General features: G+C 38.1%; 21 protein-coding genes. 9 read left to right on the top strand and 12 right to left on the bottom strand.

All coding sequences use genetic code 11. The features are described 5' to 3' along the window. The first annotated feature begins 193 nt into the window (after positions 1-193). On the top strand, positions 194-1,303 hold the full coding sequence (locus ACN19N_RS11100; RefSeq protein WP_050041577.1) for a transglycosylase SLT domain-containing protein: 1,110 nt from the start codon (positions 194-196) through the stop codon (positions 1,301-1,303). 53 nt (positions 1,304-1,356) lie between these two features. Here the strand turns inward: ACN19N_RS11100 and ACN19N_RS11105 are convergent, their stop codons facing one another. Together ACN19N_RS11105 and ttcA are read right to left on the bottom strand one after the other, a co-directional pair. Then, positions 1,357-1,740, bottom strand: a complete 384-nt coding sequence (locus ACN19N_RS11105) for an SCP2 sterol-binding domain-containing protein (RefSeq protein ID WP_269229868.1) — start codon at positions 1,738-1,740, stop codon at positions 1,357-1,359. Positions 1,741-1,940: 200 nt separating this feature from the next. Then, a complete protein-coding gene (gene ttcA / locus ACN19N_RS11110) occupies positions 1,941-2,846 on the bottom strand; it encodes a tRNA 2-thiocytidine(32) synthetase TtcA (protein WP_004660841.1) in 906 nt (301 codons plus the stop codon). Positions 2,847-3,338: 492 nt separating this feature from the next. On the opposite strand from ttcA, the gene ACN19N_RS11115 reads away from it, so the two are divergent. Together ACN19N_RS11115 and htpX are read left to right on the top strand one after the other, a co-directional pair. Continuing rightward, complete coding sequence (locus tag ACN19N_RS11115) at positions 3,339-4,199, top strand: lytic transglycosylase domain-containing protein (RefSeq protein WP_269229867.1); 861 nt, start codon at positions 3,339-3,341, stop codon at positions 4,197-4,199. A 214-nt stretch (positions 4,200-4,413) separates the two neighbouring features. Beyond that, positions 4,414-5,319, top strand: coding sequence for a protease HtpX (gene htpX / locus ACN19N_RS11120; RefSeq protein WP_004660837.1), 906 nt, complete (start codon positions 4,414-4,416; stop codon positions 5,317-5,319). 57 nt (positions 5,320-5,376) lie between these two features. Here htpX and ACN19N_RS11125 read toward each other — a convergent pair whose 3' ends face one another. The 3 genes from ACN19N_RS11125 to ACN19N_RS11135 all read right to left on the bottom strand — a co-directional run bounded on the left by ACN19N_RS11125 (position 5,377) and on the right by ACN19N_RS11135 (position 10,786). Further along, the gene (locus ACN19N_RS11125) at positions 5,377-5,970 is read right to left on the bottom strand and encodes a DUF4112 domain-containing protein (protein ID WP_269229865.1); all 594 of its coding nucleotides are present in this window, start codon (positions 5,968-5,970) and stop codon (positions 5,377-5,379) included. 78 nt (positions 5,971-6,048) lie between these two features. After that, positions 6,049-7,386, bottom strand: a complete 1,338-nt coding sequence (gene mgtE / locus ACN19N_RS11130) for a magnesium transporter (protein ID WP_269238315.1) — start codon at positions 7,384-7,386, stop codon at positions 6,049-6,051. A 292-nt stretch (positions 7,387-7,678) separates the two neighbouring features. Next, entirely contained in the window at positions 7,679-10,786 is a 3,108-nt protein-coding gene (locus tag ACN19N_RS11135; RefSeq protein ID WP_420001335.1) for a multidrug efflux RND transporter permease subunit, read from the bottom strand. Between the two features lie 311 nt (positions 10,787-11,097). Here ACN19N_RS11135 and ACN19N_RS11140 point away from each other — a divergent pair, with 311 nt between their 5' ends. Together ACN19N_RS11140 and ACN19N_RS11145 are read left to right on the top strand one after the other, a co-directional pair. Beyond that, positions 11,098-12,711 carry a phosphoethanolamine transferase gene (locus tag ACN19N_RS11140; RefSeq protein WP_293738008.1) on the top strand — a complete coding sequence of 538 codons (1,614 nt, stop codon included), beginning with the start codon at positions 11,098-11,100 and terminating at the stop codon, positions 12,709-12,711. Between the two features lie 165 nt (positions 12,712-12,876). Next, positions 12,877-14,019, top strand: coding sequence for a glycerophosphodiester phosphodiesterase (locus ACN19N_RS11145; RefSeq protein ID WP_269229861.1), 1,143 nt, complete (start codon positions 12,877-12,879; stop codon positions 14,017-14,019). A gap of 39 nt (positions 14,020-14,058) precedes the next feature. Here ACN19N_RS11145 and pnuC read toward each other — a convergent pair whose 3' ends face one another. After that, positions 14,059-14,634 (bottom strand): nicotinamide riboside transporter PnuC, encoded by a 576-nt coding sequence (gene pnuC, locus ACN19N_RS11150; protein WP_269238318.1) that lies wholly within the window; start codon positions 14,632-14,634, stop codon positions 14,059-14,061. A gap of 430 nt (positions 14,635-15,064) precedes the next feature. Here pnuC and ACN19N_RS11155 point away from each other — a divergent pair, with 430 nt between their 5' ends. Both ACN19N_RS11155 and ACN19N_RS11160 read left to right on the top strand, forming a co-directional pair. Then, positions 15,065-16,018 carry a DMT family transporter gene (locus ACN19N_RS11155; RefSeq protein ID WP_420001336.1) on the top strand — a complete coding sequence of 318 codons (954 nt, stop codon included), beginning with the start codon at positions 15,065-15,067 and terminating at the stop codon, positions 16,016-16,018. A gap of 121 nt (positions 16,019-16,139) precedes the next feature. Continuing rightward, positions 16,140-17,744 (top strand): CocE/NonD family hydrolase, encoded by a 1,605-nt coding sequence (locus ACN19N_RS11160; protein WP_420001337.1) that lies wholly within the window; start codon positions 16,140-16,142, stop codon positions 17,742-17,744. Between the two features lie 29 nt (positions 17,745-17,773). Here the strand turns inward: ACN19N_RS11160 and ACN19N_RS11165 are convergent, their stop codons facing one another. From ACN19N_RS11165 to rlmE, 6 genes are all read right to left on the bottom strand, one after another. Beyond that, on the bottom strand, positions 17,774-18,088 hold the full coding sequence (locus tag ACN19N_RS11165; protein WP_420002385.1) for a DUF5713 family protein: 315 nt from the start codon (positions 18,086-18,088) through the stop codon (positions 17,774-17,776). Positions 18,089-18,199: 111 nt separating this feature from the next. Continuing rightward, positions 18,200-19,819 (bottom strand): vWA domain-containing protein, encoded by a 1,620-nt coding sequence (locus ACN19N_RS11170; RefSeq protein WP_420001338.1) that lies wholly within the window; start codon positions 19,817-19,819, stop codon positions 18,200-18,202. Positions 19,820-19,938: 119 nt separating this feature from the next. Further along, positions 19,939-20,793 carry a dihydropteroate synthase gene (gene folP / locus ACN19N_RS11175; RefSeq protein WP_269229856.1) on the bottom strand — a complete coding sequence of 285 codons (855 nt, stop codon included), beginning with the start codon at positions 20,791-20,793 and terminating at the stop codon, positions 19,939-19,941. Between the two features lie 95 nt (positions 20,794-20,888). After that, a complete protein-coding gene (locus tag ACN19N_RS11180; RefSeq protein WP_420001339.1) occupies positions 20,889-21,194 on the bottom strand; it encodes a hypothetical protein in 306 nt (101 codons plus the stop codon). A gap of 69 nt (positions 21,195-21,263) precedes the next feature. Further along, a complete protein-coding gene (gene ftsH, locus ACN19N_RS11185; RefSeq protein ID WP_269228462.1) occupies positions 21,264-23,159 on the bottom strand; it encodes an ATP-dependent zinc metalloprotease FtsH in 1,896 nt (631 codons plus the stop codon). A 136-nt stretch (positions 23,160-23,295) separates the two neighbouring features. After that, positions 23,296-23,946, bottom strand: coding sequence for a 23S rRNA (uridine(2552)-2'-O)-methyltransferase RlmE (gene rlmE / locus ACN19N_RS11190; protein ID WP_269228463.1), 651 nt, complete (start codon positions 23,944-23,946; stop codon positions 23,296-23,298). A gap of 228 nt (positions 23,947-24,174) precedes the next feature. Here rlmE and yhbY point away from each other — a divergent pair, with 228 nt between their 5' ends. Both yhbY and ACN19N_RS11200 read left to right on the top strand, forming a co-directional pair. After that, a complete protein-coding gene (gene yhbY / locus ACN19N_RS11195) occupies positions 24,175-24,501 on the top strand; it encodes a ribosome assembly RNA-binding protein YhbY (RefSeq protein WP_004660805.1) in 327 nt (108 codons plus the stop codon). Positions 24,502-24,506: 5 nt separating this feature from the next. Beyond that, positions 24,507-25,043 (top strand): DOMON-like domain-containing protein, encoded by a 537-nt coding sequence (locus ACN19N_RS11200; protein WP_420001340.1) that lies wholly within the window; start codon positions 24,507-24,509, stop codon positions 25,041-25,043. Positions 25,044-25,072: the final 29 nt, after the last annotated feature.

The raw sequence follows: 25,072 nt of genomic DNA on the forward strand, positions 1-25,072 counted from the left end.
CTAAGTTGATTTTGTTTGTTTTTTGTACACCTTGTGAATGATGTGTAACATGAACATCATTTCTCCCATTAATCCTATGTCATTTTGAATGGCGTCATGACTTGCCCACCCTTATTGAATTTATCAACTTTTAAAAGTTAAAGCTTTGTTTTGCTGAACTTTTTGGGCATAAATTACCTGTAGCGGAGACAACATGCACAGTAATTCAAGTTCTGGGTCGAGGCCTAGCCTTAACTCTTTATCTTCTAAACTTTCATTTCAAACGATGGTATTAGGAATTGCAATCCTTCCATTTAATAGTTTGAACGCAGAAAAATCACATCAATATAATACAGTTGTAACAACCAATACATTAACGGTAGTTGCTGTTGAAAACCCAACAACTGTATTTAAAGACGGGCAATTTTTGCATGGTTTTGGCTACGATTTAGCACGAAATTATGCCCAGAGTTTAAATGTCAAACTCGATTTTAAAACGGTTCCTGATAATGCAACTGCATTAAAATGGATTGCTCAAGGTAAAGCTAATCTTGCTATGACAACTGCAAATTTAGCGGCCATTGAAAGTAAACAACTTGTCTCTTTTTCTGCAAGTTGTGGTGATCAAGCTACTTTAAGTAAAAATGGATTAAATCCTCAGCTCAATTGGGTACTTAAGCAAGCTGATGATCCGTTAACGCTCACTGCAAGTGGATTTGTTTGTCAAAGCAAGCAGCTTGGTACAACCCAACAACTTGCTTCCTTTTATAATCGCAATGTGGTTAAACCTGAAGCATGGTCTACGATTCAAAAAGACCTGAATCAGCGTTTGCCAATTTATAAAGCAAGCTTTAAACAAAGTGCGTCTAAGTATAATTTAGATTGGCATTTGCTCGCTGCAATTGGCTATCAAGAGTCTTATCTTAAACCCACATCGGTTTCTCCCACTGGTGTACGCGGTTTGATGATGTTGACCAATAGCACCGCTCAAGCAATGGGTGTGAGCAACCGATCTGATCCAATACAAAGTATTCAAGGTGGTGCGAAATATTTTGATCTGATGCTAGATCAGTTTTCGAATGTCCCTTATCCAGACCGTAATTGGTATGCTTTGGTCGCCTATAACATGGGACCAGGTGCAGTCAATCAGATTCAAAACCGAATCAAAACCCAAGGAAAGAACCCAAATCAATGGGTAAATTTATATGATTATTTACAGCGTAACCAAGCGCGAAATGGTCGATATAAACAAGCAGTTCAATATGTAACACGTATTCGAACTTACTTAGAACATTTAAAGACCAACAGTCGTATTGATGTCTAAGTTGAAAATAAAAAAAGCTTACCTCTCGGTAAGCTTTTTTATGAGAAAAGGACTTAAGCAGTTTGCTCAAGTACTTTCTTGAATAAATCTTTTTGTTCTTGGCTTGGCTTCGCTGTTTGTAAAGCCATAAGTTGAGACATATCGCCTTGTACTTTGATCTTACCAGTCATAAACGCTTGCATCGCAGCAGCCATATCAAACTCTAAGAATACTTTACGTAATGTTTCAGCATCCATGTTTAAAGTTGTTTTAGCATTTGCAGACAAACCTTTTTGGATTTTACCAGCATCTAAAGCCAATTCGGTATTACCATCTGCATCTGTTACAACTAAATTAATCGCTAAATTCGCAAGTGTTGGTGGTAAATTTAAATCACCCGCTTCAGCAGTAAGTTTTTCAACAGTTGCAAACCAATCATCAGTTAAAAATGCAGCCATGATTATTCCTCAAATATATTTGTTCAATTTCTTGTGTCATCTATCCAGATAACATTAAATGAAGCAATTTGCTTGTGCCCTGTTATAGCACGTAATTTTTATTTTAGGCTATGGCTTTTTGTACGAAGAATTCACTTTTTCGCTCTTTTTTATAAAAAAAAAGACACTTAAATAAGTGCCTTTTCAAAAAGTTTTACATTTTATTCAGCAGCAAAACTCAAGTTCACTACATCAAGACGATTTTTCATCTCTTCAGGGTCTTTCATATCAAATTCACGTTGCCCATCTAAGGCTTCGAAATCAAACAATTCACGGTCAGCCAATTGTGAAGGCGATACATTCTGTAAGGCGCCAAAGATGCTATGTAAACGTTTTGGATGTTGTTTATCCCATTCACGTAGCATGTCATTAATAATTGCACGTTGTAAATTTTCTTGTGAACCACATAAGTTACATGGAATGATTGGGAACTTTCGTAGATCAGCATATTTAATAATGTCTTTTTCTTCGACATAAGCCAAAGGACGAATCAAGATATTCTTTTTATCTGAAGAAAGAAGTTTTGGTGGCATTGCTTTTAAGCTACCGCCATGGAATAAATTTAAAAAGAAAGTTGCCATAATGTCATCGCGGTGATGACCTAATGCAACTTTGGTTGCACCGATTTCTTGTGCGAAGCCATATAACGAACCACGGCGTAGGCGTGAACATACCGCACAGTAGGTTTTACCTTCAGGCGTTAGGCGTTTAGTTATCGTATAAGTGTCTTTTTCAAGAATGTAATATGGAATGTTATTTTCTTCCATATAACGTGGTAAAACATCTTCTGGGAACCCTGGTTGTTTTTGATCAAGATTCACAGCCACAACATCAAAGTTAATCGGCGCGATACGTTTAAACTGCAATAAAATATCAAGCAACGTGTAACTGTCTTTACCACCAGACACACAGACCATGACTTTGTCGCCATCTTCGATCATGTTGTAATCACGAATTGCATGCCCTACTTGACGACGAAGCTTTTTCAACAGGCGATAATATGCCGAACTCGTCGGAAGCTCAGGCTTAAAATTAAATCCTTGGTTGGACTCCACTGGCGCGTACATAGACGTGATTTACTCATAAACAAAAATACCGCGAGATTTTATCCGATTCCGAAAAGATGCGCACCTAAAGAATTTTTCAATTTCGTGCAATCGTCATATTTAAGTTTCATACTGGTAAAATTCTGACCGAATTATGTCAAAACGGTCTGGATTGCTTACATTTCAAACTTTTCCACAGTTTTCCACAAAAGCTGTGGATAAAATTGTGGATTTCTTCACTATTGACAAAGTATTTTTATGTGAGAACAAGGCTTACAATCAAATTGATCATTTTTTAACCAATGATTTTTATTCAATAAAAACAATGCTTTAAATATGTCAAGACTTAGATTTTAAAAAAAATAATTTAATTTTTTTTGCTGAACATTCGCACAAATCGACTTGCTTTTTGTAAGACAGTGGAAATAAAAAAATTGTAGCTAAAGTTTTTTTTATGCTTTTTTTTGTTACACTGCTGTGAAGAACTCATGCTCATCTTTTGTGAATATTATAATGATGGACAAAACAAAATATATTTTCGTCCTTTTTTTGGGGACAATCGGTTTTTTAAATACGACAGTATCTAGTTATGCTGGTCAAACCATTTATCAATTTAAAGATGATAATGGTACAACTTTACTGACCAATAAAAAGAAAGCTGAATACAATCACCTAAAAGTGATTAAAGCGACCTATTATCCTGATAGCAATATTCATAGCTATAGTAACTGGGGGGCAAGTGAAGCCTCTGTTCTACCAAGTTATAGTCGTAATAAAAATGCTTTTGATCAGATGATCCGTCAAGCATCGCAACAGCATGGCGTTTCAGAAGGTCTGATTAAAGCCGTTATGCATACTGAGTCAGGTTTTAATATTAATGCGCGATCCCCTGTCGGTGCTCAAGGATTAATGCAACTGATGCCTGCAACTGCACGTCGTTTTAATGTGAGTAATGCTTACGACCCTCAACAAAATATTTTTGGTGGTGCGAGATATCTAAGTTGGTTGTTAAAACGTTTTAATGGCAATACGCAACTTGCTATTGCTGCTTATAACGCTGGTGAAGGCAATATTGATAAATACGGTGGAATACCGCCATTTCGTGAAACACAAGATTATGTCCGTCGTGTCACAAGTCGTTTTCAAAATCTCTATTCATCAGGTCTAAGTTCAACTTCGAGTTCTAATAATGCAAACACTCAAGTGATTGCTCAATCGGCAAATTATACATCTTCAAATTCAGAAGCTATGTCCGCACCTAAACAATATAGCCGTCAAATTATCACATTGGCCGATGGTACTTTTACAGATGCACCAGCCACATATACCACAGCCAATGCAACTGCCTCTGCACGAATCCGAGTAAGTGATTAAACAAAGAAATCACTTATTCTCACATCATGATTTTATTTGTTTTTTTCAAATAAATTAGTCGTTTTCTTCTTCTTAAAACACTTCTATTGTTTTATTAGCTTAATGTATCTACGCTCATTTTTTGCTTGAATTTTTAGGGTTCGCCCTGCATATTAGCGTTATGATTTATAATTTGTAAATCAGATCAGTTTTTATTTATAAGAGGATTTTCTCAATGATGCGGATTGGTTTGTTCTTGCTGACCAACCTCGCGGTACTGGTTGTAGCTGGCATTATCTTGTCACTCTTCGGTGTCGGTAGTTACCATGGCGCGGGTGGCTTGAATCTAGGCAACCTTTTAGTCGTCTGTTTTGTCTTTGGTATGGTGGGTTCTTTAATTTCCTTATTCATGTCGAAGTGGATGGCGAAAAAAACCACTGGAACTGAATTAATTGACCCAAATGCTCCTCGTAGTCAAGCAGAAGCTTGGTTACTACAAGAAGTGGCACAACTTTCTCAACGTGCAGGTATTAAAATGCCTGAAGTGGGTATTTTCCCTTCTTACCAATCCAATGCATTTGCGACAGGTTGGAATAAAAATGATGCTTTAGTCTCTGTTTCGACAGGCTTACTTGAGCGTATGAACAAAGATGAACTTCGTGCTGTACTTGCGCACGAAATCGGTCACGTTGCCAACGGCGACATGGTGACCCTTGCATTGATTCAAGGTGTAGTGAACGCCTTTGTGATGTTCTTTGCACGTATTGCAGGTGACTTTATTGACCGTAATGTGTTCGGTCGTGAAGATGGTGAAGCACCTGGTCTTGCTTATTTTGCCATTACGATTGTACTCGACATCGTATTTGGTATTTTGGCCTCTGCGATTGTAATGTGGTTCTCTCGTCAACGTGAATATCGCGCAGACGAAGCTGGTGCACGTTTAGCAGGCAAACAAGCAATGATTTCTGCTCTACTTCGTTTACAAGCAGAGTCAGAAATGCCAGATCAAATGCCAAAAGAAATGAAAGCATTTGCAATTGCGGAAGGTAAGGAACAAGGCTTTAGCTTAGCGGCTTTATTCCAAACTCACCCAACCATTGAACAACGTGTTGCCGCTTTACAGCAATTAAATGTTCAATAATCAGTATCAGATAAATGATAAAGCCTCCGTTATGGAGGCTTTATTTTTGCTTAAAATCTAGTGTGTTTGAAAAGATTGATAAAACTGCCACAGATAACTAAAACCTGCCCAAACTGCAACAAGCAATAAAATTAGTACGGCAATACCCAATAAATCTGGGATACGTAACCAAATCCAACTTACGATCGGATTACGCCAGAAAGCTGAAGTTTTCTGCTTTTGTTCTAGGGATTCATGCAAGAATGGATGCACCACATGAATATCACTGTGCACTTGGTATTCCTCACGGATATGGTCATGTACGATTTCCAGTGTCTTGCGACTTGGACGAATAAATACGTCAAATAAGGTACCGACAATCGGTACAAAACCGACCAACATATCCATAATCGCCAGTTTGACCACCCCCTTCAGTTTATGCTGTGGTACACCGACCTCCCTCGCCTTTTTAAATGCATACAGGGTTAGAATAAAACCTGCGATATCACCTGCAAATGGAATGGTGCTCAGTGCAGCATCGGCTCCAACACCTTGTTTGGTGAACGGAATCCGAACCAAACTGTCCATGGTATTGGCAAATTTTGCTAAATCACGTTCAACAGCAATCGCTTGCTGCTGAGTTAATTTTTTTTGTTCTATTGGAGCAGTCATTCACTCAACCTAAAAACCATGTTTATGCTTGAGAATAAAGCAGATTTTCCGTTTTGTCGGTACAATTATTATTACCAATCAGAATAAAATCATTGAGGCGATAAATAAATACACCAATACTCCAGTTGCATCACAAATTGAAGTGACCAAGGGTGCCGAAGCACTGGCAGGGTCAAGTCCAGCCTTATTTAAAATAAATGGTAAGCTCATACCAATCAGACAACCCATGAGTACGATTCCCATCATACTCAGCGCCAAAACTAAAGCTACCATCTCATCGCCACGGAAATAACCCAGCAATGACACGGCAACCGCCATAGTTCCCCCTAAACATAAAGCGACCAAACTTTCCCGTCCGAGCAGATGGAACCAGTCTTTAAATTGCACATCACCTGTCGCTAAAGCACGCACCATAAGGGTCGATGATTGCGAACCAGCATTGCCTCCACTTCCCACCAATAATGGCAAAAAGAAAACCAATACCAGATTTTTCGCAATTACATCTTCATAGTGGGCAATACCAATCCCTGACAACAAGCTACCAAACACCAAGAAAACCAGCCAAAAAACACGCTTCTGATAAAGCTGCAAAATGGGTGCTGACTTAATACTAAGTTTAGATGATGCATTGACCGCACCAACTTTTAAGAAGTCTTCGGTGGCCTCTTCGCTGGCCACGTCCATCGCATCATCATAGGTCACAATTCCGACCATCATGTTTTGATGATCGATAATCGGCAGTGCTAATAAATCATAACGTGCAATGGTTTTTGCCACTTCATCTTGGTCTGTATCCACATAAGCGGTTAAGACATTGGTTTCCATGAGCTCATTAATATTTTGCTCTTCAGGCGCAAGTATCAGTTGCTTTAAAGATAAAACCCCGAGAATTTTGCGTGCTTCATCCAATACATAAGCGAAATAAATCATTTCGGTATCAGGAGCTTCGAGACGCAGCATTTTAATCGCATCATTGACCGTCATATTCGGTTTTAAAGTCGCATATTCCGAGCTCATGATTGAGCCTGCCGTTCCCTCTAAATAGGAAGATAGTTGACGTATATCTTCGCGTTCTGCTTGTGCCAAAGCAGGCAACAACGCATTTTGTTGTTCTTGATCCAAACATTTGAACACGTCCGCACGTTTATCCGAGGACATTTCGCCAATAATTTCAGCCAAAATATTTCTGGGCATGGCTTGGGCGAGTTTGACTTGTTCACTGGGAGGAAGATAGGAAAAGACATAGGCACGATCAGATAAATGTGTGAGCAGCAATTGACTTTGTTCAGCAGAAAGCTGTGTTAATACATCTGCAATATCGATGGCTTGAAAGGTTTTAACTGATGCAAGTGCAAGATCAATATGATTATTTTTGAGTGCGTCGCTTAATAAATATAAAAAGTTATTGTAGCTCATTTCTGCCTCTTCACTACAAATCATCTGCAATGAAAGGCCAAACGCAGCAAATTATTTTACTGTCGAATAAGAAGCTTCATTCAGATTTTGATGAATATAAAAATGTGTAATTTGGATTAAACTACAACTCTGCGTGTCCATTTAGGGCATTAAACCTAGTTAAACCGTTTATACGGCAGAGCCATACTACAAATATTTTTTTATATTCTCAACTTACACAACAAAAATGAACAATTCATGTCTTAAATGAATCCATGAATAATTCATTTCTATTGCTTGGCTTTCATTATTTTTATTTAAAAATTTCAATTTCTTCTTTAGGTTTAAAGATATTAGCAACAAGTACAAACATAAATGGAATAAATATCAGTACCAACACTGTCCCGAATATCACACCACCTAAAACACTGATACCAATTTCCTGACGGCTTACAGCCCCTGCTCCAAATGCAAAAACCAGTGGAATAACTCCCGCGCCAAATGCAAAAGACGTCATTAGAATAGGACGCAAACGCAGCCCTGCACCTTGTAGTGCTGCTTGAATGGCATTTTTTCCTTGTGTTTGTGCCATCGCTGCAAATTCAACAATCAAAATTGCATTTTTACAGGATAAGCCAATTGTTGTAAGTAAAGCGATCTGAAAGTAAACATCATTTGGTAAACCAAAAATATGGGCAAAAATAATACTACCGCCAATCCCTAAAGGAATTGCGGTCATCACAGCCATAGGAATACGCAGACTTTCATACAACGCGGCTAAACATAGAAAAATAAATGCAATAGAAATTAAATATAGCCAAATTGCTTGATTAGTCGATTGCTGCTCTTGATAAGAAAGCCCAGTCCATAGCAAACCTAAGCCCTCTTGTTGGCCCACCAACTGTTCAATATCTTTCATGGCTTGGCCTGAAGATTGACCACTGACAACGTTAGCTTGTAATTGCAAAGCACTGTATCCCATATAGCGTTGCACAATGCTTGGTGTCCCTCCCCATGATGTCGTTGAAAATGAACTAAAAGGAACCATTTGATTTTGATTATTACGTACTGACCAACTATATAAGTCTTCAGGCTTAGAACGAAATGGTGCATCACCTTGTAAAATAACTTGTTTAATTCGACCACGGTCAATAAAGTCATTCACATATGTCCCACCCCATGCGGTCGACAAAGTACTATTAATTTCATTTAGATTTAAACCATTTGCCATCGCTTGCTTATGGTCAATCTTCACATTCAAAGTAGCTTTACTATCAGTGGATTGTTTATCTAAGTTTTCAAAACTTGAATATTTTTGTCCCAACTGTTGCAGCTGTTTAAAACTTTGATCGAGGAATTGTTCACCTTGCCCATTGATATCCTGAATCCATAAATCCATTCCATCTGTTGCGCCTAATCCATTTACAGAAGCAGGCAATGTCACATTAATCTGTGCATCGGGAAATTGGCTAAAATATTTAAGTGCTCTCTTGCGAATAGCTTCAGCAGAGTTTTTCTTCCCAGTACGGTTGTCCCAATGATTTAATGAAACAAAGCCTTGTCCAAGATTTTGCCCCGTTCCAGAATTATTTCGTCCGTAACGAATAAGCACTAAATTGACATTTGCTTTTTCATTCTGAAGAAAATACTGACGAATTGCCTCACCGACCTCCTGGCTTTTTGAAAGTGGCGCACTATCCACTAATTTAAATTGAACACTTAATATCCCTTGGTCTTCTTTTGGTAAAAAACTACTTTGCAGACTGCTATAGAACAAAGCAAATACGGCAATTAATGCAATAAAAATCACAGATACAGAGATTTTATAACGAAGCATGCTTTGCACTAGAGATAAATACTTATTTTTAAGTGTGTCTATCCCGTTATTGAACCGAATCGCCCATGACTTAGGTTGATGGTTTGGCTTTAAAATCAAAGCACATAAAGCGGGTGTAAGCACCAAGGCGACTACTAAAGATAAGACCATCGCAGCAACCAAAGTGATTGAAAACTGACGATAGATAACCCCAATTGAACCAGCAAAGAAAGACATTGGAATAAAAACGGCTGTTAACACCATGGTAATTCCAATCAATGCACCGCTAATTTCTTGCATAGATTCAACGGCTGCTTGTTTGGGTGAAAAATGCTGCTCATGCATAAGCCGTTCAACATTTTCTACTACAACAATTGCATCATCAACCAACAAACCAATCGCAAGCACCAATGCAAAAAGAGTTAAGGTATTAATACTAAATCCAAGTAATTCAAGTACCGCAAAAGTCCCTAAAATCACGATCGGTACAGTAATACTTGGAATAAGCGTCGCACGCCAACTTTGAAGAAAAAGAAACATGACTAAAATAACTAAACCAATTGCTTCGACAAGTGTTTTAATCACCTCTTTAATAGATTCTTGTACAAAGGGAGTATTATCTCTTGGATAAACGATCTTATACCCTGTTGGAAGCTTGCTAGAGAGTTCATCTAAAGTTTGATGAATAAGTTTAGATGTTTGAATTGCGTTGGCACCCGAAGATAAAGAAATGCCAAGACCTGCAGCTGGATAACCATTGATCGTATTAAAAGATTGATAATTTTCTGCCCCTAATTCAATTCGAGCAATATCTTTTAATTGAACAAAACTTCCAGATACATCTGATTTCACAATAATTTGTTCAAAATCTTGAATCGTCTTTAAGCGAGAACCTGCTGTTACTTTTGCATTCAAGTATTGACCTTGAACAACAGGCAAATCTCCGATCGCACCTGCTGCAACCTGTGTATTTTGTGTAGTAATCGCGGTAACGACATCATTTGGAATTAAATTATATTGAGTCAATTTATTTGGATCTAGCCAAATTCGCATTGCATACTGCGATCCAAAAACATCTGTTTCACCGACGCCATCAATCCGATTTAAATTATCAAGGACATGCGTAGATAGATAATCAGACAACGCAATATTATTTGCTTGCCCAGTACTGTCATACAGTCCAATCACCATAAAGGTATCACCCAAGGACTTAGTGACATTTACTCCCTGCCGTTGTACCGCATCTGGGAGACGGCGTATCACGCCACTAATTTTATTTTGTACTTGAACCTGTGCTGTATCGGGATTTGTGCCATTTTCAAAACTAATCGTAATACGGCTACGACCAGCTGCATCGCTGGTTGAACTAAAGTACAGTAAATGGTCGAGCCCTTGGATTTGTTGCTCTAAAACTTGAGTTACACTTTGTTCAACTGTTTTGGCATCAGCGCCACTATAGTTAGTCGATACTGTAATTTTCGGTGGAGCAATATCAGGATAACGTTCAACTGGCAAATTCAGAATTGCGAGTATTCCTAATGCCATAACAATAATGGCAAGCACACCTGCGAAAATTGGACGCTCAATAAAAAATTTAGATAGCATGGCTGCTCATTCCATCGTGGAAACAGTCAATCTTTTCAAAAAGATAGGAAAATAGAGGCTCTTTCAATCTACGATCATTACCGAGGTTTCAAGGAAACACCATCCTTATTAACATATCATTGCAAAAAGCGAAAATTACGGAGAAATAATGGATTTTTTTATTGATCATCAGCATATTTCATCGAAAAAAAATGGGATCAAAAATTTAATTTACTATTCAATCAAATACTTCTTAATTTTAGATTGACACTCCACTTACTTAAACCGATAGTAGCACGCTCCCTGTTGCTCCCTTATTTTTCTAGGCATATATGAAGGCCAGTTTTAAACGTTTTAATATTCTGCTCCTAATTCTATTGCCTGCATTAATTACTGGGGGGATACTCAGTATTGCTGGTAATTTGTCTGATGGTCTAAGACTGGGATTTCTTTCTTTGCCAGGTGTAGGTTTAATTTGGCTTGCCATTAAAACACAAAAAAAATATTGGTATGGACTTACAGTTTTATGGTGGTTTGCGACTTGGCTTGATGTACTACTACGTTCGAGTACGTGGTTTTTATTTAATAGTGATAATGAAGCCTATTTTATTATTGAAGCAATTGCTAATACCAGTCAGCAGGAAACGCGGGAATTCATACAACTACACTTAAGCACAATCTTAAGTGTGATTTTTAGCCTACTTTGCTTGCTAATTATTTACAGTATTTCTACTTTCAAACTGATTAAAGCTCACCATCTTGATCAAATGTGGCAGAGTCGAATTTATCGTAGTTGTATCGTTTTACTTGTTTTATTAACAATAACAAGCTATTTAATGAAGCCATCACGTAAAGTTCATCCCATCATTTTTTGGTCAGACTATCAAACAAAACTTCAGGATTTTAAAAATAGAATTAAGCAACATCAAAATGTACACCGACAATGGGACATCAGTGCAAAACAAAATTTAACTCTGACAAAAAAACAGGTTGAGAAACAAACACATGTATTAGTTCTTTCAGAGAGTTTAACAAGTCTAAATTTAGGTGTTTGTGGTTATCAACGTGAGACGACTCCAGAATTAGCAAAAAAACTGGATGAGTTAAAAATCTTTTGTAATGCATTTTCACCTTCTCCTTCAACGATTAATGCACTACGTGTTTTATTGACTGAAAGTCCTGCATCTGCACATGATCAATATTCTTCAGAAAGCGTTTTAGCTTACGCTCGAGCAGCGGGCTATAAAATTTATTGGTTAAGCAATCAAGACGATAGTTATTTATCTTCATTATTTGGTTCTTATGCAGATAAGGCTGTTTATAAAAATACACGATCAGGAAGAAGTAGTAATTCATTAGATGAAAAGCTTATTCCCGTTTATCAACAAGCTCTTGCAGATCCAGATCCTAAAAAACTGATTATTCTTCATTTGATTGGTGCACATCCAAATTACCAAGAACGTTACCCATTAGCGTTTAATAAATTTACTGGAGACAGTAATGATGCTGTCGAACTCGACCTCAAGAATCGCAATATTGATCCTTGGGTTCGTTCACTACGCAATGATTATGATAATGCAGTGTTATATGAAGACTCCTTGCTTGCCAGATTTTTAGATGATCTAAAGGCTGATAATAATTCTGACTTTAGATCTTTTATGGTCGTTTCAGATCACGGAAATGAAGTTGGTCATGAAATTGACTATGCTGGTCACAGCCCAAATACAAAAGCAGGATACCAAGTTCCTGTGATTATGTGGTATGACAATATGCAAGTCACGGGTGTCAATAAAGACAAAATGCTCAATACAGCAGAACTCGATAACAATTTAATGCACATCATGGGACTTAAAAATAAAACTGCTTCACCGCAATCTTATTGGTTAGATCGTGATTATCGTTTTACGCCTGAAGTAAATTGGCCTTATTGGAAACAGAAGTCATAATCTTCCTCCATACCCCGCTTTATCAAAGCCTGAAATGAGATATTGAATTTCAAACATTCAGTTGAAAAAATTCATTATTTTCATAAAACGATCACTTAACTGTCATCCACTTGACAAATTTCCACGACAAACTAACGACTTTAATAAAAACATTTGAGCGTCATAATGTTAAAAAAAGCAGTTGTTTGTCTTAGCCTCATCAGCCTTGTGGGTTGTAATGATGACAATAATGATCAAAACAGTAGCACTCAATCGAGTTATCAATTACCGAAAATTTTGGTCATCGGACATCGTGGCGCAAGCGCACTTCGACCAGAACATACACTTGCATCCTATCAAAAAGCCATTGATGATGGTGCTGATTTTATTGAACCAGATTTGGTATCAAGCAAAGATGGCATATTGATTGCTCGCCATGAAAATGAGATCAGCGGCACAACCAATGTTGCAACGCTTCCTCAGTTTGCAGACCGTAAAAAAACCAAGACCATTGATGGCGTGAGTTTAACAGGTTGGTTTACTGAAGATTTTACTTTGGCCGAGCTAAAACAGCTCAAAGCACGTGAGCGTATTCCCCAGTATCGTGCTGCCAATACGCAATATAATGATCAATTTGAAATCCCGACACTCGATGAAATCATTGATTTAGCTGCAAAGCATTATCAAAAAACGGGCAAAATTATTGGTCTTTATCCAGAAACCAAACACCCGACCTATTTCCAAAAACAAAATTTGGCAATGGAAGATACTTTGTTAAAAACCTTATCCAAATACCAATATAGCCGGGATATTGCCCCTATTTATTTACAGTCTTTTGAAGTTGGAAATTTAAAATATTTAAAAAACCAACTCGATTTACATAAGAGTGTTAAGCATGCACAATTGATTCAGCTCTATGATTCGCCTGAAGCAAGACCAGCAGATTATGTTGCACAAAACAATCCTAAAACCTATGCAGATCTAGCAACGGCACAAGGCCTCAAAGATGTTTCGACCTACGCCAATGGTGTGGGTCCATGGAAAGTCTATGTCTTTAAAGATGCCGCAATGACACAGACCACCTCTTTTATCGCAGATGCCCATAAAGTCAATTTAAAAGTACATCCTTATACCTTCCGCCCTGAAAATAATTTCCTACCAGACAGCTTAAAATGTAGTAAGGATACGTCCAAAGCAGCCGAGCGTTGTGAGACAGGTTCAATCAAGGAAATGCAACTTTACTTCAAGGCTGGCGTAGATGGTGTATTCACGGATGACCCTGCGCTAGGTCGTCAAGCGGTACAAAGTTATCTCAGTACCTCTAAATAATCCAAGACTCCTAAATAAAGGCAGTTTGACTGCCTTTATTTATGTTTGAGACATCAACTGTTTCTGCTTAACTTGCTCCCATTGCCACCAACCATAAGCTGCTAACAAAACAAAAGCAGCATACAAACCTGCAGTTAAAAATAATTCTTTATAGATAAACATACCGACATAGACAATATCGACAAATACCCAAAGTACCCACGTTGCGATATGTTTACGACTCGTCCAATAGGTTGCCAATAAACTAAATGCAGCAAGTTGCGCATCTAGGATCGGTACAGCAGCATCGGTAAAATGTTTAAGTGTTAAACCAAATAATAATCCACCAATTGCTGCTAAACACATTTGCATCAATACCGTTTTGGCTGCAATTGGTTCGATCCGAATCTCATGGTCTTGGCGTTTACCTTTCAGCCAATAATAAAAACCATAGAAATTAATCAGCATAAATAAGAATTGTAAAATCGTTTCGCCGTATAATTTAAAGGTGAAAAAAAGGTAAGCATATAAAATAAATGCCAAAAAATTAAACCACCAACACCACATATTCCGTTTTATCGTGAGTGCAACACCGATCACACTAATAATAACGGCAATAATTTCTAAAGAAGACAAGAGCAAACTACTTTGAAAATCCGAATGACAACATTATGGAAATATTCTTTATTTAAGCAAGCCAAAAAATCTTGATCTGATGCGCTTCTATTCGCCATATTTTTAAAGCTTTAAAGCCAAAGGCTATTTTTCACTCAAGCCTTATGCTATAAAAATGTAAAGCTTATTTTAAAATTTCTCACATGTTGATTCGCAAGGTTTCACCCACTCGTCTTATTCACATTAAGGATTGCATTCCCGCCAATCCAATGTGGCGACGTGTCTGCATTTTTATGCACGGTGACTTTGCATATCTCTTTCATCCGATGACAATTTAACAAGCTCATCATTTGAAAAGTACAGGTCGCCTCAAGAGCGACCTTTTTTATTGCCTTCATTTTTAATTACTCAAATACAGCGTTGCAATCACAACGACAACAGGAGCATTTCCATGACACAGTTTCAGCAAAAGAATTTTATACAAACGACACAGATTCAACCGACTGTAGCCCCTACTCACCCTCGCCTAGCTACAGTCGGTCAATTTATTGCAGTTGTGCTGATCTGGTCATTTACACCATTAGCAGCCGTCTGGACTGTGCATGAAATTCATTGGGCTTGGGGTTTATTTCTTCGATTCAGCCTCGCCATTCCACTTGCGTTGCTTTGTCTGTTTTATTTCAGACTTAAACTTATCTTGAACTTTAAAGCCATGATGAGTTATGCGGCGGGTGCGCTTGGATTATTTGGTTCAATGGCTTTTTGCTATATGGGTGCAAGTAAAGTCTCATCAGGAATGATCTCGATTATTTATGGAACGGCACCTTTATGGTCTGGCTTGATTGCGGTTTTTATTTTAAAACGTGAGCATTTTCTAAAACGCCAATGGTATGGGCTAATAATTGCCATTTTAGGCTTATCTCTCACGCTGGGCATAGGTTCTGATCACATTCAAATGGATATCATTGGTGTTAGCTATGAAATTATTGCCGTCTTACTTTATGTGATCTCCATGTTTCTCGTTGCAAAAATTGGTGCGGAGATTCACCCAATTATTCAAACGACAGGATCAACGCTAATTTCATGGTTTGGCTATCTGTGTTTATTACCCTTCTTTATCGCTCAAGCACCAGTACAGTTTCCAAGTCTACAAGTCAGTCTTGCTTTGTTGTATAGCGCAGGATTTTCATCAGTTTTGGCGATGATTTTTTATTTCAATCTGATTCAAAAACTCAACCCAACCACAGTCATGTTAATTACAATTATCACCCCCGTATTGGCAAGTGTATGGGGCATATTTTTCAATCATGAACCACTGAACTCACACTTAATTTTAGGTTTAATTTTCTTGTGTGCAGGGTTATTCTTATATGCTTATCGCTCCAACTCACGTCAGATAAAATAGAATAAAACTGGTAGGTCGGTAAAATGACCTATCCTTTTATAGTCTCGGCGAGTTTGACACAGTAAACTACACACCATCCAGTTAGAATTTCCCACAGATTTGCTCAAGGATGAAAGAATCTATGCGTTCAAATATTTTATGGCTTTGCTTTGGCATTTTTTTGCTATTACAAGGTTGTGTCAATGCGACAATTCAACCTCAAAAAATTCAATCGCAACCAACAGAATTAAAACAACGTTATTTTCAAGCAAAAACAATCACATCCGATGGAACAATCATTGCCTTTACAGTGTATCAACCTCATTTAAAAGCAGGACAAATAGCTCCTTTGCTGCTACATACCCATGGTTTTGGTTTATCTCGCATGAAACGACCTGAACTCAGTCTGTACGGTTTTTTACTTCCGACTGGTCAAGTAGCCAAAACAGCGTGGAAAAATGGCTATTGGGTAATCAGTTATGATCAACGTGGTCATGGAAATAGTCAGGGTAAAATCCGCTTAACCGATCCCGAAAAAGAAGCTCAAGATGTGATTAGCATTATGAACTGGGCTGAAAAAAACTTACCACAACTGGCACAAAATCAAAATGGTGTTCGTACAGGCATGATTGGCGAATCTTATGCAGGCGGTGTGCAATATATTGCTTCTGCTTTAGACCCTCGCTTACAAGCAATTGTACCAATCACAACTTGGTACGATATCGTTGATAGCCTTGTACCCAATGGCGTTCCAAAAGGAGATTGGCTAAGTTTCTTAAATTTGATTGGGGATTGGTGGAATTGGAACAAATTTGATCCAGAACTTAAACAAGCTTATCAAGATACCCAACAAGGTCAGTTGAAACAATCAACTTATGATTTTCTAAAGACACATCAAGCCAGTTGGTTTTGTGAAAATGCTCAAGCGCCAAAAGCAGATGCGCTCATTATCCAAGGCTTTAGAGATGTATTATTTCCTTTTAATGAAGGCGTTAAAGCGGCTCAATGTATTCAGAAATCGCAGCATGAAGTCCATTTAATCGGCGTACAAGGCGGACATTTACAACCATTTGCACAGCGTTCCCCATTGGGTGATACTCCTTTTTGGTATATTGGGAAATCTGTTGCCTGTGGGAATCAAAAGCAATATAAATTACAAGACACGATCATGGGATGGTTTGATCAAAAACTCAAAGACCAAACTGCAACAATTGATTTACCAGAATTATGTGTCGACAAAAGTCCGGTCTATAAGTTCAAAGATTTGGATGCAACGACACATTACACGTTAAATAAAACTTGGATTGAACCTCAGAATTCGCAAGCTGTGTTTGTTCCGATCCATACAATAACTGAATTGGCACATCTCACAGGTACACCACAACTCACTTTAAAGATCGAAACGCCAAATAATAAAGTAGAACCAACACTATTTATTTCTATGGCCATTAAATCTGGAAAAACGGGTAAATATGCTATTTTAAATGATCAAACAAGAGCATTAAATCCAAGCAAAAAACATACTTTTGATCAAGTTATTTCTAATAAAAATTCAGCATCGAAAGGAAATCAAACTATTGAATTACCTAGTATTAATGGACGTTTAAATAAAGGCGATACTTTAGGCTTACTGATTCAGACCGAAAGTATTTATTATCAAAAAATTAAACAACCTAAAATTGAAGCATGGATTTCAGGTCAAATTACTTTACCTAAATTTTGGAGTGATATTTCAAATAAGGAATAATTATAATTTCTAAACATCGAGAGTGAATTTTACCACTCTCGATTTGCAATCAATTGTTCCATTTCAATCTCAAAATAACCTGCTTCTTGCACAATCATCATCATAGCTTCAGCAATGAAATCCGCAGCCGTATCATCTAAACTTGAATCTAAGTCTTCAAACTGGGGTTTCATCTCATTAATTGCGATCATTGTATGATGAGCAAAATGATATATTTCTGCTTCAGTTAAACCTGAACGACTCACTTTTTTGGAAAAGTGTTTAACCTGTTGTTTAACTTCGGCAACGAGAATATCAGGATAATATTCATCATCAAACATGGGGAGAAGGAGATCTTCGAACATAAATAAAATAATATGCCAATAAAACGCCATGCTTATAACATAATCTCATACAAATCACGATATTTAGACATAAAAAAAGCGATCTTTCCGACCGCTTTTTAAAAAGATAATTTAGTCTTTTTTAGCGCTTAAACTTCTTGCGATCTTGGCAAGCTCTATAAATTCCTCACGCATTTGGTAAGGATCTGGTTTTGCAGATTGCTGAGCTAACTGAATAATTTGATCCCAGCCCATAGCAGCATTGTATTGCCCACCTTTTAGCTGCTGGGCATAGGAAGCCACTGCAATGGCAAAACGCGTATCGCTATTGGCTTGAGCAAGCGTTTTACTTTCAGCTTTTACAGCTTGGTTTAAAAGAATGCTCTTCTCTTGATTTGGCAATTTATAGCGCAAATTTACAAACGCATATTCAGATTTTTTCGCTGCATCTGTTTTTGTCGATGCCTGATAACGTGAATCATTCAGCCAGCCTTGTTGTCCAACTGGAACGATTTCATAAATTGCTGTTACGTTATGCCCTGCTCCAATATCACCTGCATCAACTTTATCGTTATTAAAATCTTCCTGTTTCAACATACGGTTTTCATAGCCGACTAAGCGATATTCTTTTACCGTAGCAGGATTAAACTCCACCTGAATTTTGACATCCTGAGCAACCGTTGCAAGTGTCGATGAAAGCTGTCGTTCTACGACTTTTTTTGCTTCATTTTTATTATCGATATAGCTGTAATTTCCATCACCTGCATCCGCCAATTGTTCCATGAGCTGTTCATTGTAGTTTCCAGTACCAAAACCTAATGTTGTGAGGGAAATACCACTTTTACGTTTTTCAGCGACCATGCCTTTTAAAGTACTAAAGTCAGTAATACCAACATTAAAATCACCATCTGTCGCCAGTAAAATGCGGTTAATACCATTTTTCACAAAGGCTTTTTCTGCTTGCTTATAAGCCAGTTGAATCGCTTGTTCGCCTGCCGTTGCGCCACTTGCTTGTAATGTATTAATCACTGCTAGAATCTTATCTTTTTCATTACCTGCTGTCGGTTCTAATACCAATTTTTCGCCGCTCGCATAAGTAATGATGGTGACTTTATCTTGAGGTCGGAGTTGCTCAGTGAGTAAACGCAAAGTTTGTTTAACTAATAGAAGTTTATCTGCTGCATCCATACTGCCTGAAACATCAACCAAAAATACCAGATTGGCAGGCGGTAATTGTTTGGTGCTTAAATCTTTGGCTTGAATCCCAATTTTGATCAGTTTGGCATTTTCTTTCCACGGCGAGTCGACAGTTTCAGTACGGACTGAAAATGGATGTACATTATTTGGCTGCGGATACTGATAATCAAAATAATTAATCATTTCCTCAGCACGAACGGCGTCAACAGGTGGTAAACGTCCATCATTCAAGAAACGGCGTGTATTGGTATAACTACCTGTATCTACATCAATACTAAAGGTTGAAACTGCTTGATCTGCAACCCGATAAATAGGATTGACCTCATTCTTTTGATATTTTTCAGTATTCTGTTCTAGTCGCACTCTTTCTGGACTAGGCATTACTGCCATGTAAGCAGCAGGAGCAATCATCTTTCGAGTACTATCCGCTGCCATATTAGACATGACCAAAGACGCAGGAGCGACTACATGGCTACGTTCCTTTACTGGATTACCACAGGCGATCATCATGGAGGTTAGCAAGGTTAAAGTCAGTATTTTTGTAGATTGATGCATATTAAAATCCCCCAATTTTTATGTCTTTTAAATGAATGACAAGATTGAAGTGATTGTATGCAAAAAGATAAAGATACATCGTATTGGAATGTATCTTTATCTTCATTATTTCTCTGTAATTACTGAGCTAAACGCATCGCATTCCAAATTTTTATCGCATCATTAGTGGCTTTAACATCATGCACTCGAACAATACTAGCGCCTTGCTGAATACTCAGTAGATGCCCCATTACACTTCCAACGGCACGTTCCTGCGCAGGTACACCGTTTAGAGCTTCTCCAATAAAACGCTTACGCGACAACCCTGACAAGATCGGATACCCCATCCGATTCAGTTTCCAAAACTCATTCAGCAATTGAAAATTCTGTTGTGCATTCTTGGCAAAACCGAAACCTGGGTCGATAATAATATTTTCTTTGCTTACCCCGACCGCAATTGCTTGATTAAGCCGCTGCTGTAATTCATGAATCACATCTTCAGTCACATCCTGATATTGATCCAACTGATTCATATTGGTCGGTTCACCACGCATATGCATCAACACCACAGGAATATTTAATTCAGCCGCCGTTTCTAAAGCTTGTGGACGAGTTAAAGCACGAACATCATTCCAGATATGCGCACCTGCTTGCACGGCAGCTCGAATCACCTCAGGCTGACTGGTATCAATCGACATGATTACATCATAATTGGATAATGCTTCAACCACAGGAATGACACGCTGAATTTCTTCTTCTAGCTCTACAGGCGATGCATTTGGACGTGTAGATTCTCCACCAATATCAATAATCTTTGCCCCATCTTCAATCATTTGTAAGGCATGTTGAACTGCCTTATCTTTTTGATGGTGCTTTCCGCCATCACTAAATGAGTCAGGTGTTACATTAAGAATACCCATAATCTGTGGCTGGGATAAATCCAATGTAAAACGACCACACTGTAACTGACATTGTGGTAATGGCATCAACTGCATCAAGCTTCTCCATTTCTAATAACCTATATTTTAGCAATGATCAGTTGATCTAGGTGTTTCTTTATTTTCAATCTTTTTTGTCTGCTCAATTTTCATTATAGATTTTCAAAAATGAAAAAAAATTCATCCAAAAATTGATAATCCATATCAAGAATGAGTTTGTAATAACCTAGCTGTTTAGTTTCTTTCTGAAAAACATCAAGTTTGCAAATAAATATAGATTGAGAATAATCCTTATTTACTTCTTGTAAAATAGATTCTGTTTGGAATTGAAGTGACTTAAAGTCACATAATATATCTAGATCACTCAAAGTATTTTTTTGAAAAATTTTTTCTAAATATTTATAAGCCAAATTTTCAACTTTCAAAAATAATGCTGACGATCTTTCAACTCTGGCCATTTTAATTCACTCTTTTTATTAGGTCATAAAAAAGAGCCGCTCTTTAGCGACTCTCTTTAATTTCAACCATTAACCCATTGCTGGTAATGGTGGCGGTGTAGATGGACCATCTTTAGGAGGTTCAAATGCAGCCACTGGATTTTCAGCAATATAAACTTTGGGTGGTTGAGGCTCACGACCTTCCATAATGTCACGGATTTGGTCGCGATCAATGGTTTCCCAATCCATCAACGCTTTCACCATTGCATGTGCGATATCCTTATTATTTTCCAAGATATCACGAGCAACTTTATATTGTTCATCCAAGATACGACGTACTTCTTCATCAACTTTTTGCTGAGTTGCTTCAGAAATCGTACGGCTACCCACATTACCGAAGAAACCACTTTGGTTTTCGTCTTCATAAACCATGACACCAAGGCGATCTGACATACCGTACTTGGTTACCATTGCACGTGCCATTTTGGTTGCACGTTCAAAGTCGTTAGATGCACCTGTCGACATTTGGTTAATGAACACTTCTTCTGCAATACGACCACCAAACAGGATAGAAAGTTCATTCAACATCTTATCTTTATAGTGGCTAGTTTGGTCTTGCTCAGGCAACTGCCAAGTTACACCTAATGCCCAACCACGTGGCATAATTGTTACTTTATGCACTGGGTCTGTACCAGGTAAAATTTCAGCGACAATGGCATGTCCAGCTTCATGGTAAGCCGTCGCACGACGTTCTTCTTCACGAATCACCATCGATTTACGTTCTGGCCCCATGTATATCTTGTCTTTTGCATCTTCAAAGTCATGCATATCAACCGTGTTTTTATTACGGCGAGCAGCAAACAACGCAGCTTCGTTGACTAAGTTCGCAAGTTGCGCACCTGAGAATCCTGGAGTACCACGCGCAAGGACTTTAACATCTACACCTGTAACCGAAGGAAGTTTCTTCAAATGAACATTTAAAATCTGCTCACGACCACGGATGTCTGGTAAACCAACCATCACTTGGCGGTCAAAACGGCCTGGACGAAGTAATGCTTTATCAAGTACATCAACACGGTTAGTTGCTGCAATGACGATCACACCTTCATTACCTTCAAAACCATCCATCTCAACAAGCATTTGGTTTAGGGTTTGTTCACGCTCATCATGACCACCACCAGTGCCTGAACCACGATGACGACCAACAGCATCAATCTCATCGATGAAAATGATACAAGGTGCATGACGTTTAGCCTGTTCAAACATGTCACGAACACGTGAAGCACCGACACCAACAAACATTTCAACGAAGTCAGAACCTGAGATACTAAAGAATGGAACTTTAGCTTCACCAGCGATTGCTTTAGCCAATAATGTTTTACCAGTACCTGGAGGACCAACCATCAATACACCACGAGGAATGGTTGCACCAAGACGTTTGAACTTAGAAGGATCTTTCAAGAAGTCAACTATTTCAACTACTTCTTGCTTGGCTTCATCACAACCTGCAACATCAGTAAACGTAATCTTAATCTGATCTTCAGATAACATTTTCGCTTTTGACTTACCAAAACTCATTGGGCTGTTTTTACCACCAGCGCCCCCACCCATATTACGCATAAAGAACATGAATAATAAGATGATCAGTAATACAGGGAAGCTTGCAATGAGAAGTTGCATCAAAATGCCTTGACGTTGTGGCGCAGTACCTTCAACGACTACATTCTGTTTATTCAAGCTTGGAAGCAATTCAGTGTCTTCTACTTGTGGACGAACCGTTTCAAAAGAAGAACCATTGGTTTTTTCACCACTAATGTTTAAACCGTCAATTGTGACTTGTTTAATTTGCCCAGCATTTACCGCTGCAACGAAATCAGAATATTTCATCGCTGCAGGCTTATTGCGGTCACTGACGTTGCTAAAAATCAAAATCAGAACACCGAGTATGATGAGCCACAATACGGCATTCTTGAAGTAATCGCTCAAGGCTTTATTCCCATATCAATCTAATTTGATCATACCTAATCTTGGCTGACCTTCACAAAAACAGCAATGAATTTGCGTTGCAAAAAACTTAAAAGGTACAAAATGCACAATTTTTAACAACTTGGCAAGTACACTTTTATTGCAATGCCTTTTTACGACCTTGACCAATCAAAAAAACTTCTTTTGATCGAGCACGAGATGCCGCAGGTTTGGCTGTTTTTAATACATCAAAACTATCGACCACTTGTTTTCTAAACTCATCAAATCCTGAGCCTTGGAACACCTTAACAATAAACTGTCCATTTGGGCCTAAAACTTTTTGAGCAAAATCTAATGCCAACTCACATAAGTAAATCTGGCGTGGTTGATCGACAGCCCTATTACCTGATGTATTGGGGGCCATATCTGAAATTACAACGTCTACTTGACGCCCATTTAAAATATTTAACAATTTTTCGAAAACTTCTTCTTCTCGGAAGTCGCCTTGCAAAAATGTCACATCTGGAAGAGCGTCCATTGCGAGAATATCTGAAGCAATTACTAAACCATTTGATCCAACCAGTTTACCTGCAATTTGCGACCAACTTCCGGGTGCTGCACCGAGATCAACAATTGTCATGCCCGGTTTGATCATTTTATATTTTTCTTGGATTTCAAGTAACTTGTACGCTGCCCGTGCGCGATAACCCTCTTTTTGTGCTTTCTTTACAAAAGGATCATCCAAGTGCTCTCTCATCCACACACGGCTGCTTTTCGACAATTTTTGATTGGTAATGCGCGTCGCCATAACTCACTAAATTTCAAAAAACTTCTGATTGATCATTGTACGTGAAAATTACTCCCATTACAGTACGGTTGTAGTTCATTCACACGAACTTTTACAGATTTTTTCCGATTGCCATGATTGGCTATTTGCCTAATTTTCACATATTTGTTTCAAGTGCCTGTCTGCTAAATCTATCTTAGAAACGGGATGCAAGTTATACTAGGTCGTTTTCCCAATCAGGTATTTTTAATGGCGGCTTTATCTATCCATGAACGTAAGCGTTTACGTCAAATTGGCCACGCACTTAATCCAGTTGTAATGATTGGTGGCCAAGGTCTTACAGAAAACGTCATTGAAGAAACTCATCGCGCACTAAATGATCATGAACTCATTAAAGTGAAAATTGCAGGTGAAGATCGTGATGCACGTGCAGCAGTAATTGATGCGCTTGTTGAAGCAACAGGTGCTGAATCTGTACAAAAAATTGGTAAAATTGTTTTGCTTTATAAAAAAGCAGCAAAACAAAACCAGCATCTTTCTAATTTAGTTCGTTTTGCTCACTTAAGTAACAAGTAATCAAAATGGCAAGTTATGAACTTTCCGCTTTCGATCGCTTTAATGCTATTACTGTCGTTGGAGCAATTGAGCAACAAACACCAGCGACGTTAAATGTTGGTTTTTGGGTTCGTGATCCCAATCAGTTTCTGATTTACCCAGATCAAGTCAAGGCTCATCCTCGCCAAGACTTTTTATGGGAACAGACTTGTTTTGAGATTTTTATTGGTGTGAAAGATGAAGATTTTTATCGTGAAATCAATCTCTCTCCCTCTCAAGCTTGGCAAGCCTATCAATTTGAAGAATATCGCTTCCCTGAGAATATGCCGCCCGTTGCTGCATATGACATTGAATTGAACCATTTGCAACGCACACATTATGGTTTAAATGTCAGTCTAGATTTATCTCAATTTATGCAACAGAATAAATTGAAATGGTCTGACTTATATTTAGGTTTAAGTGCGGTTTTTAATACCACGCAAGGTAATCACTATTTTGCAATGCAACATAGTAGCCCACAAGCTGACTTTCATAATAAACGCGATTGGTTACATCAATTTTAATCATAAAAAAGCGAGAAATAAATTTCTCG

This window comes from Acinetobacter sp. LF10 (assembly GCF_048585715.1).
Lineage (GTDB): Bacteria > Pseudomonadota > Gammaproteobacteria > Pseudomonadales > Moraxellaceae > Acinetobacter.

What these genes read in the sequence shown, in the direction of transcription:
- rlmE (WP_269228463.1), bottom strand. Translation starts at nt 23,946, where the DNA reads ATGGCGACGCGCATTACCAATCAAAAATTGTCGAAAAGCAGCCGTGTG.
- ACN19N_RS11115 (WP_269229867.1), top strand. Translation starts at nt 3,339, where the DNA reads ATGATGGACAAAACAAAATATATTTTCGTCCTTTTTTTGGGGACAATC.
- ACN19N_RS11135 (WP_420001335.1), bottom strand. Translation starts at nt 10,786, where the DNA reads ATGCTATCTAAATTTTTTATTGAGCGTCCAATTTTCGCAGGTGTGCTT.
- ACN19N_RS11140 (WP_293738008.1), top strand. Translation starts at nt 11,098, where the DNA reads ATGAAGGCCAGTTTTAAACGTTTTAATATTCTGCTCCTAATTCTATTG.
- htpX (WP_004660837.1), top strand. Translation starts at nt 4,414, where the DNA reads ATGATGCGGATTGGTTTGTTCTTGCTGACCAACCTCGCGGTACTGGTT.
- ACN19N_RS11165 (WP_420002385.1), bottom strand. Translation starts at nt 18,088, where the DNA reads ATGTTCGAAGATCTCCTTCTCCCCATGTTTGATGATGAATATTATCCT.
- ACN19N_RS11145 (WP_269229861.1), top strand. Translation starts at nt 12,877, where the DNA reads ATGTTAAAAAAAGCAGTTGTTTGTCTTAGCCTCATCAGCCTTGTGGGT.
- ACN19N_RS11170 (WP_420001338.1), bottom strand. Translation starts at nt 19,819, where the DNA reads ATGCATCAATCTACAAAAATACTGACTTTAACCTTGCTAACCTCCATG.
- ACN19N_RS11105 (WP_269229868.1), bottom strand. Translation starts at nt 1,740, where the DNA reads ATGGCTGCATTTTTAACTGATGATTGGTTTGCAACTGTTGAAAAACTT.
- yhbY (WP_004660805.1), top strand. Translation starts at nt 24,175, where the DNA reads ATGGCGGCTTTATCTATCCATGAACGTAAGCGTTTACGTCAAATTGGC.
- ACN19N_RS11180 (WP_420001339.1), bottom strand. Translation starts at nt 21,194, where the DNA reads ATGGCCAGAGTTGAAAGATCGTCAGCATTATTTTTGAAAGTTGAAAAT.
- ACN19N_RS11160 (WP_420001337.1), top strand. Translation starts at nt 16,140, where the DNA reads ATGCGTTCAAATATTTTATGGCTTTGCTTTGGCATTTTTTTGCTATTA.
- ACN19N_RS11100 (WP_050041577.1), top strand. Translation starts at nt 194, where the DNA reads ATGCACAGTAATTCAAGTTCTGGGTCGAGGCCTAGCCTTAACTCTTTA.
- ACN19N_RS11125 (WP_269229865.1), bottom strand. Translation starts at nt 5,970, where the DNA reads ATGACTGCTCCAATAGAACAAAAAAAATTAACTCAGCAGCAAGCGATT.
- ACN19N_RS11200 (WP_420001340.1), top strand. Translation starts at nt 24,507, where the DNA reads ATGGCAAGTTATGAACTTTCCGCTTTCGATCGCTTTAATGCTATTACT.
- folP (WP_269229856.1), bottom strand. Translation starts at nt 20,793, where the DNA reads ATGCAGTTGATGCCATTACCACAATGTCAGTTACAGTGTGGTCGTTTT.
- mgtE (WP_269238315.1), bottom strand. Translation starts at nt 7,386, where the DNA reads ATGAGCTACAATAACTTTTTATATTTATTAAGCGACGCACTCAAAAAT.
- ACN19N_RS11155 (WP_420001336.1), top strand. Translation starts at nt 15,065, where the DNA reads ATGACACAGTTTCAGCAAAAGAATTTTATACAAACGACACAGATTCAA.
- ttcA (WP_004660841.1), bottom strand. Translation starts at nt 2,846, where the DNA reads ATGTACGCGCCAGTGGAGTCCAACCAAGGATTTAATTTTAAGCCTGAG.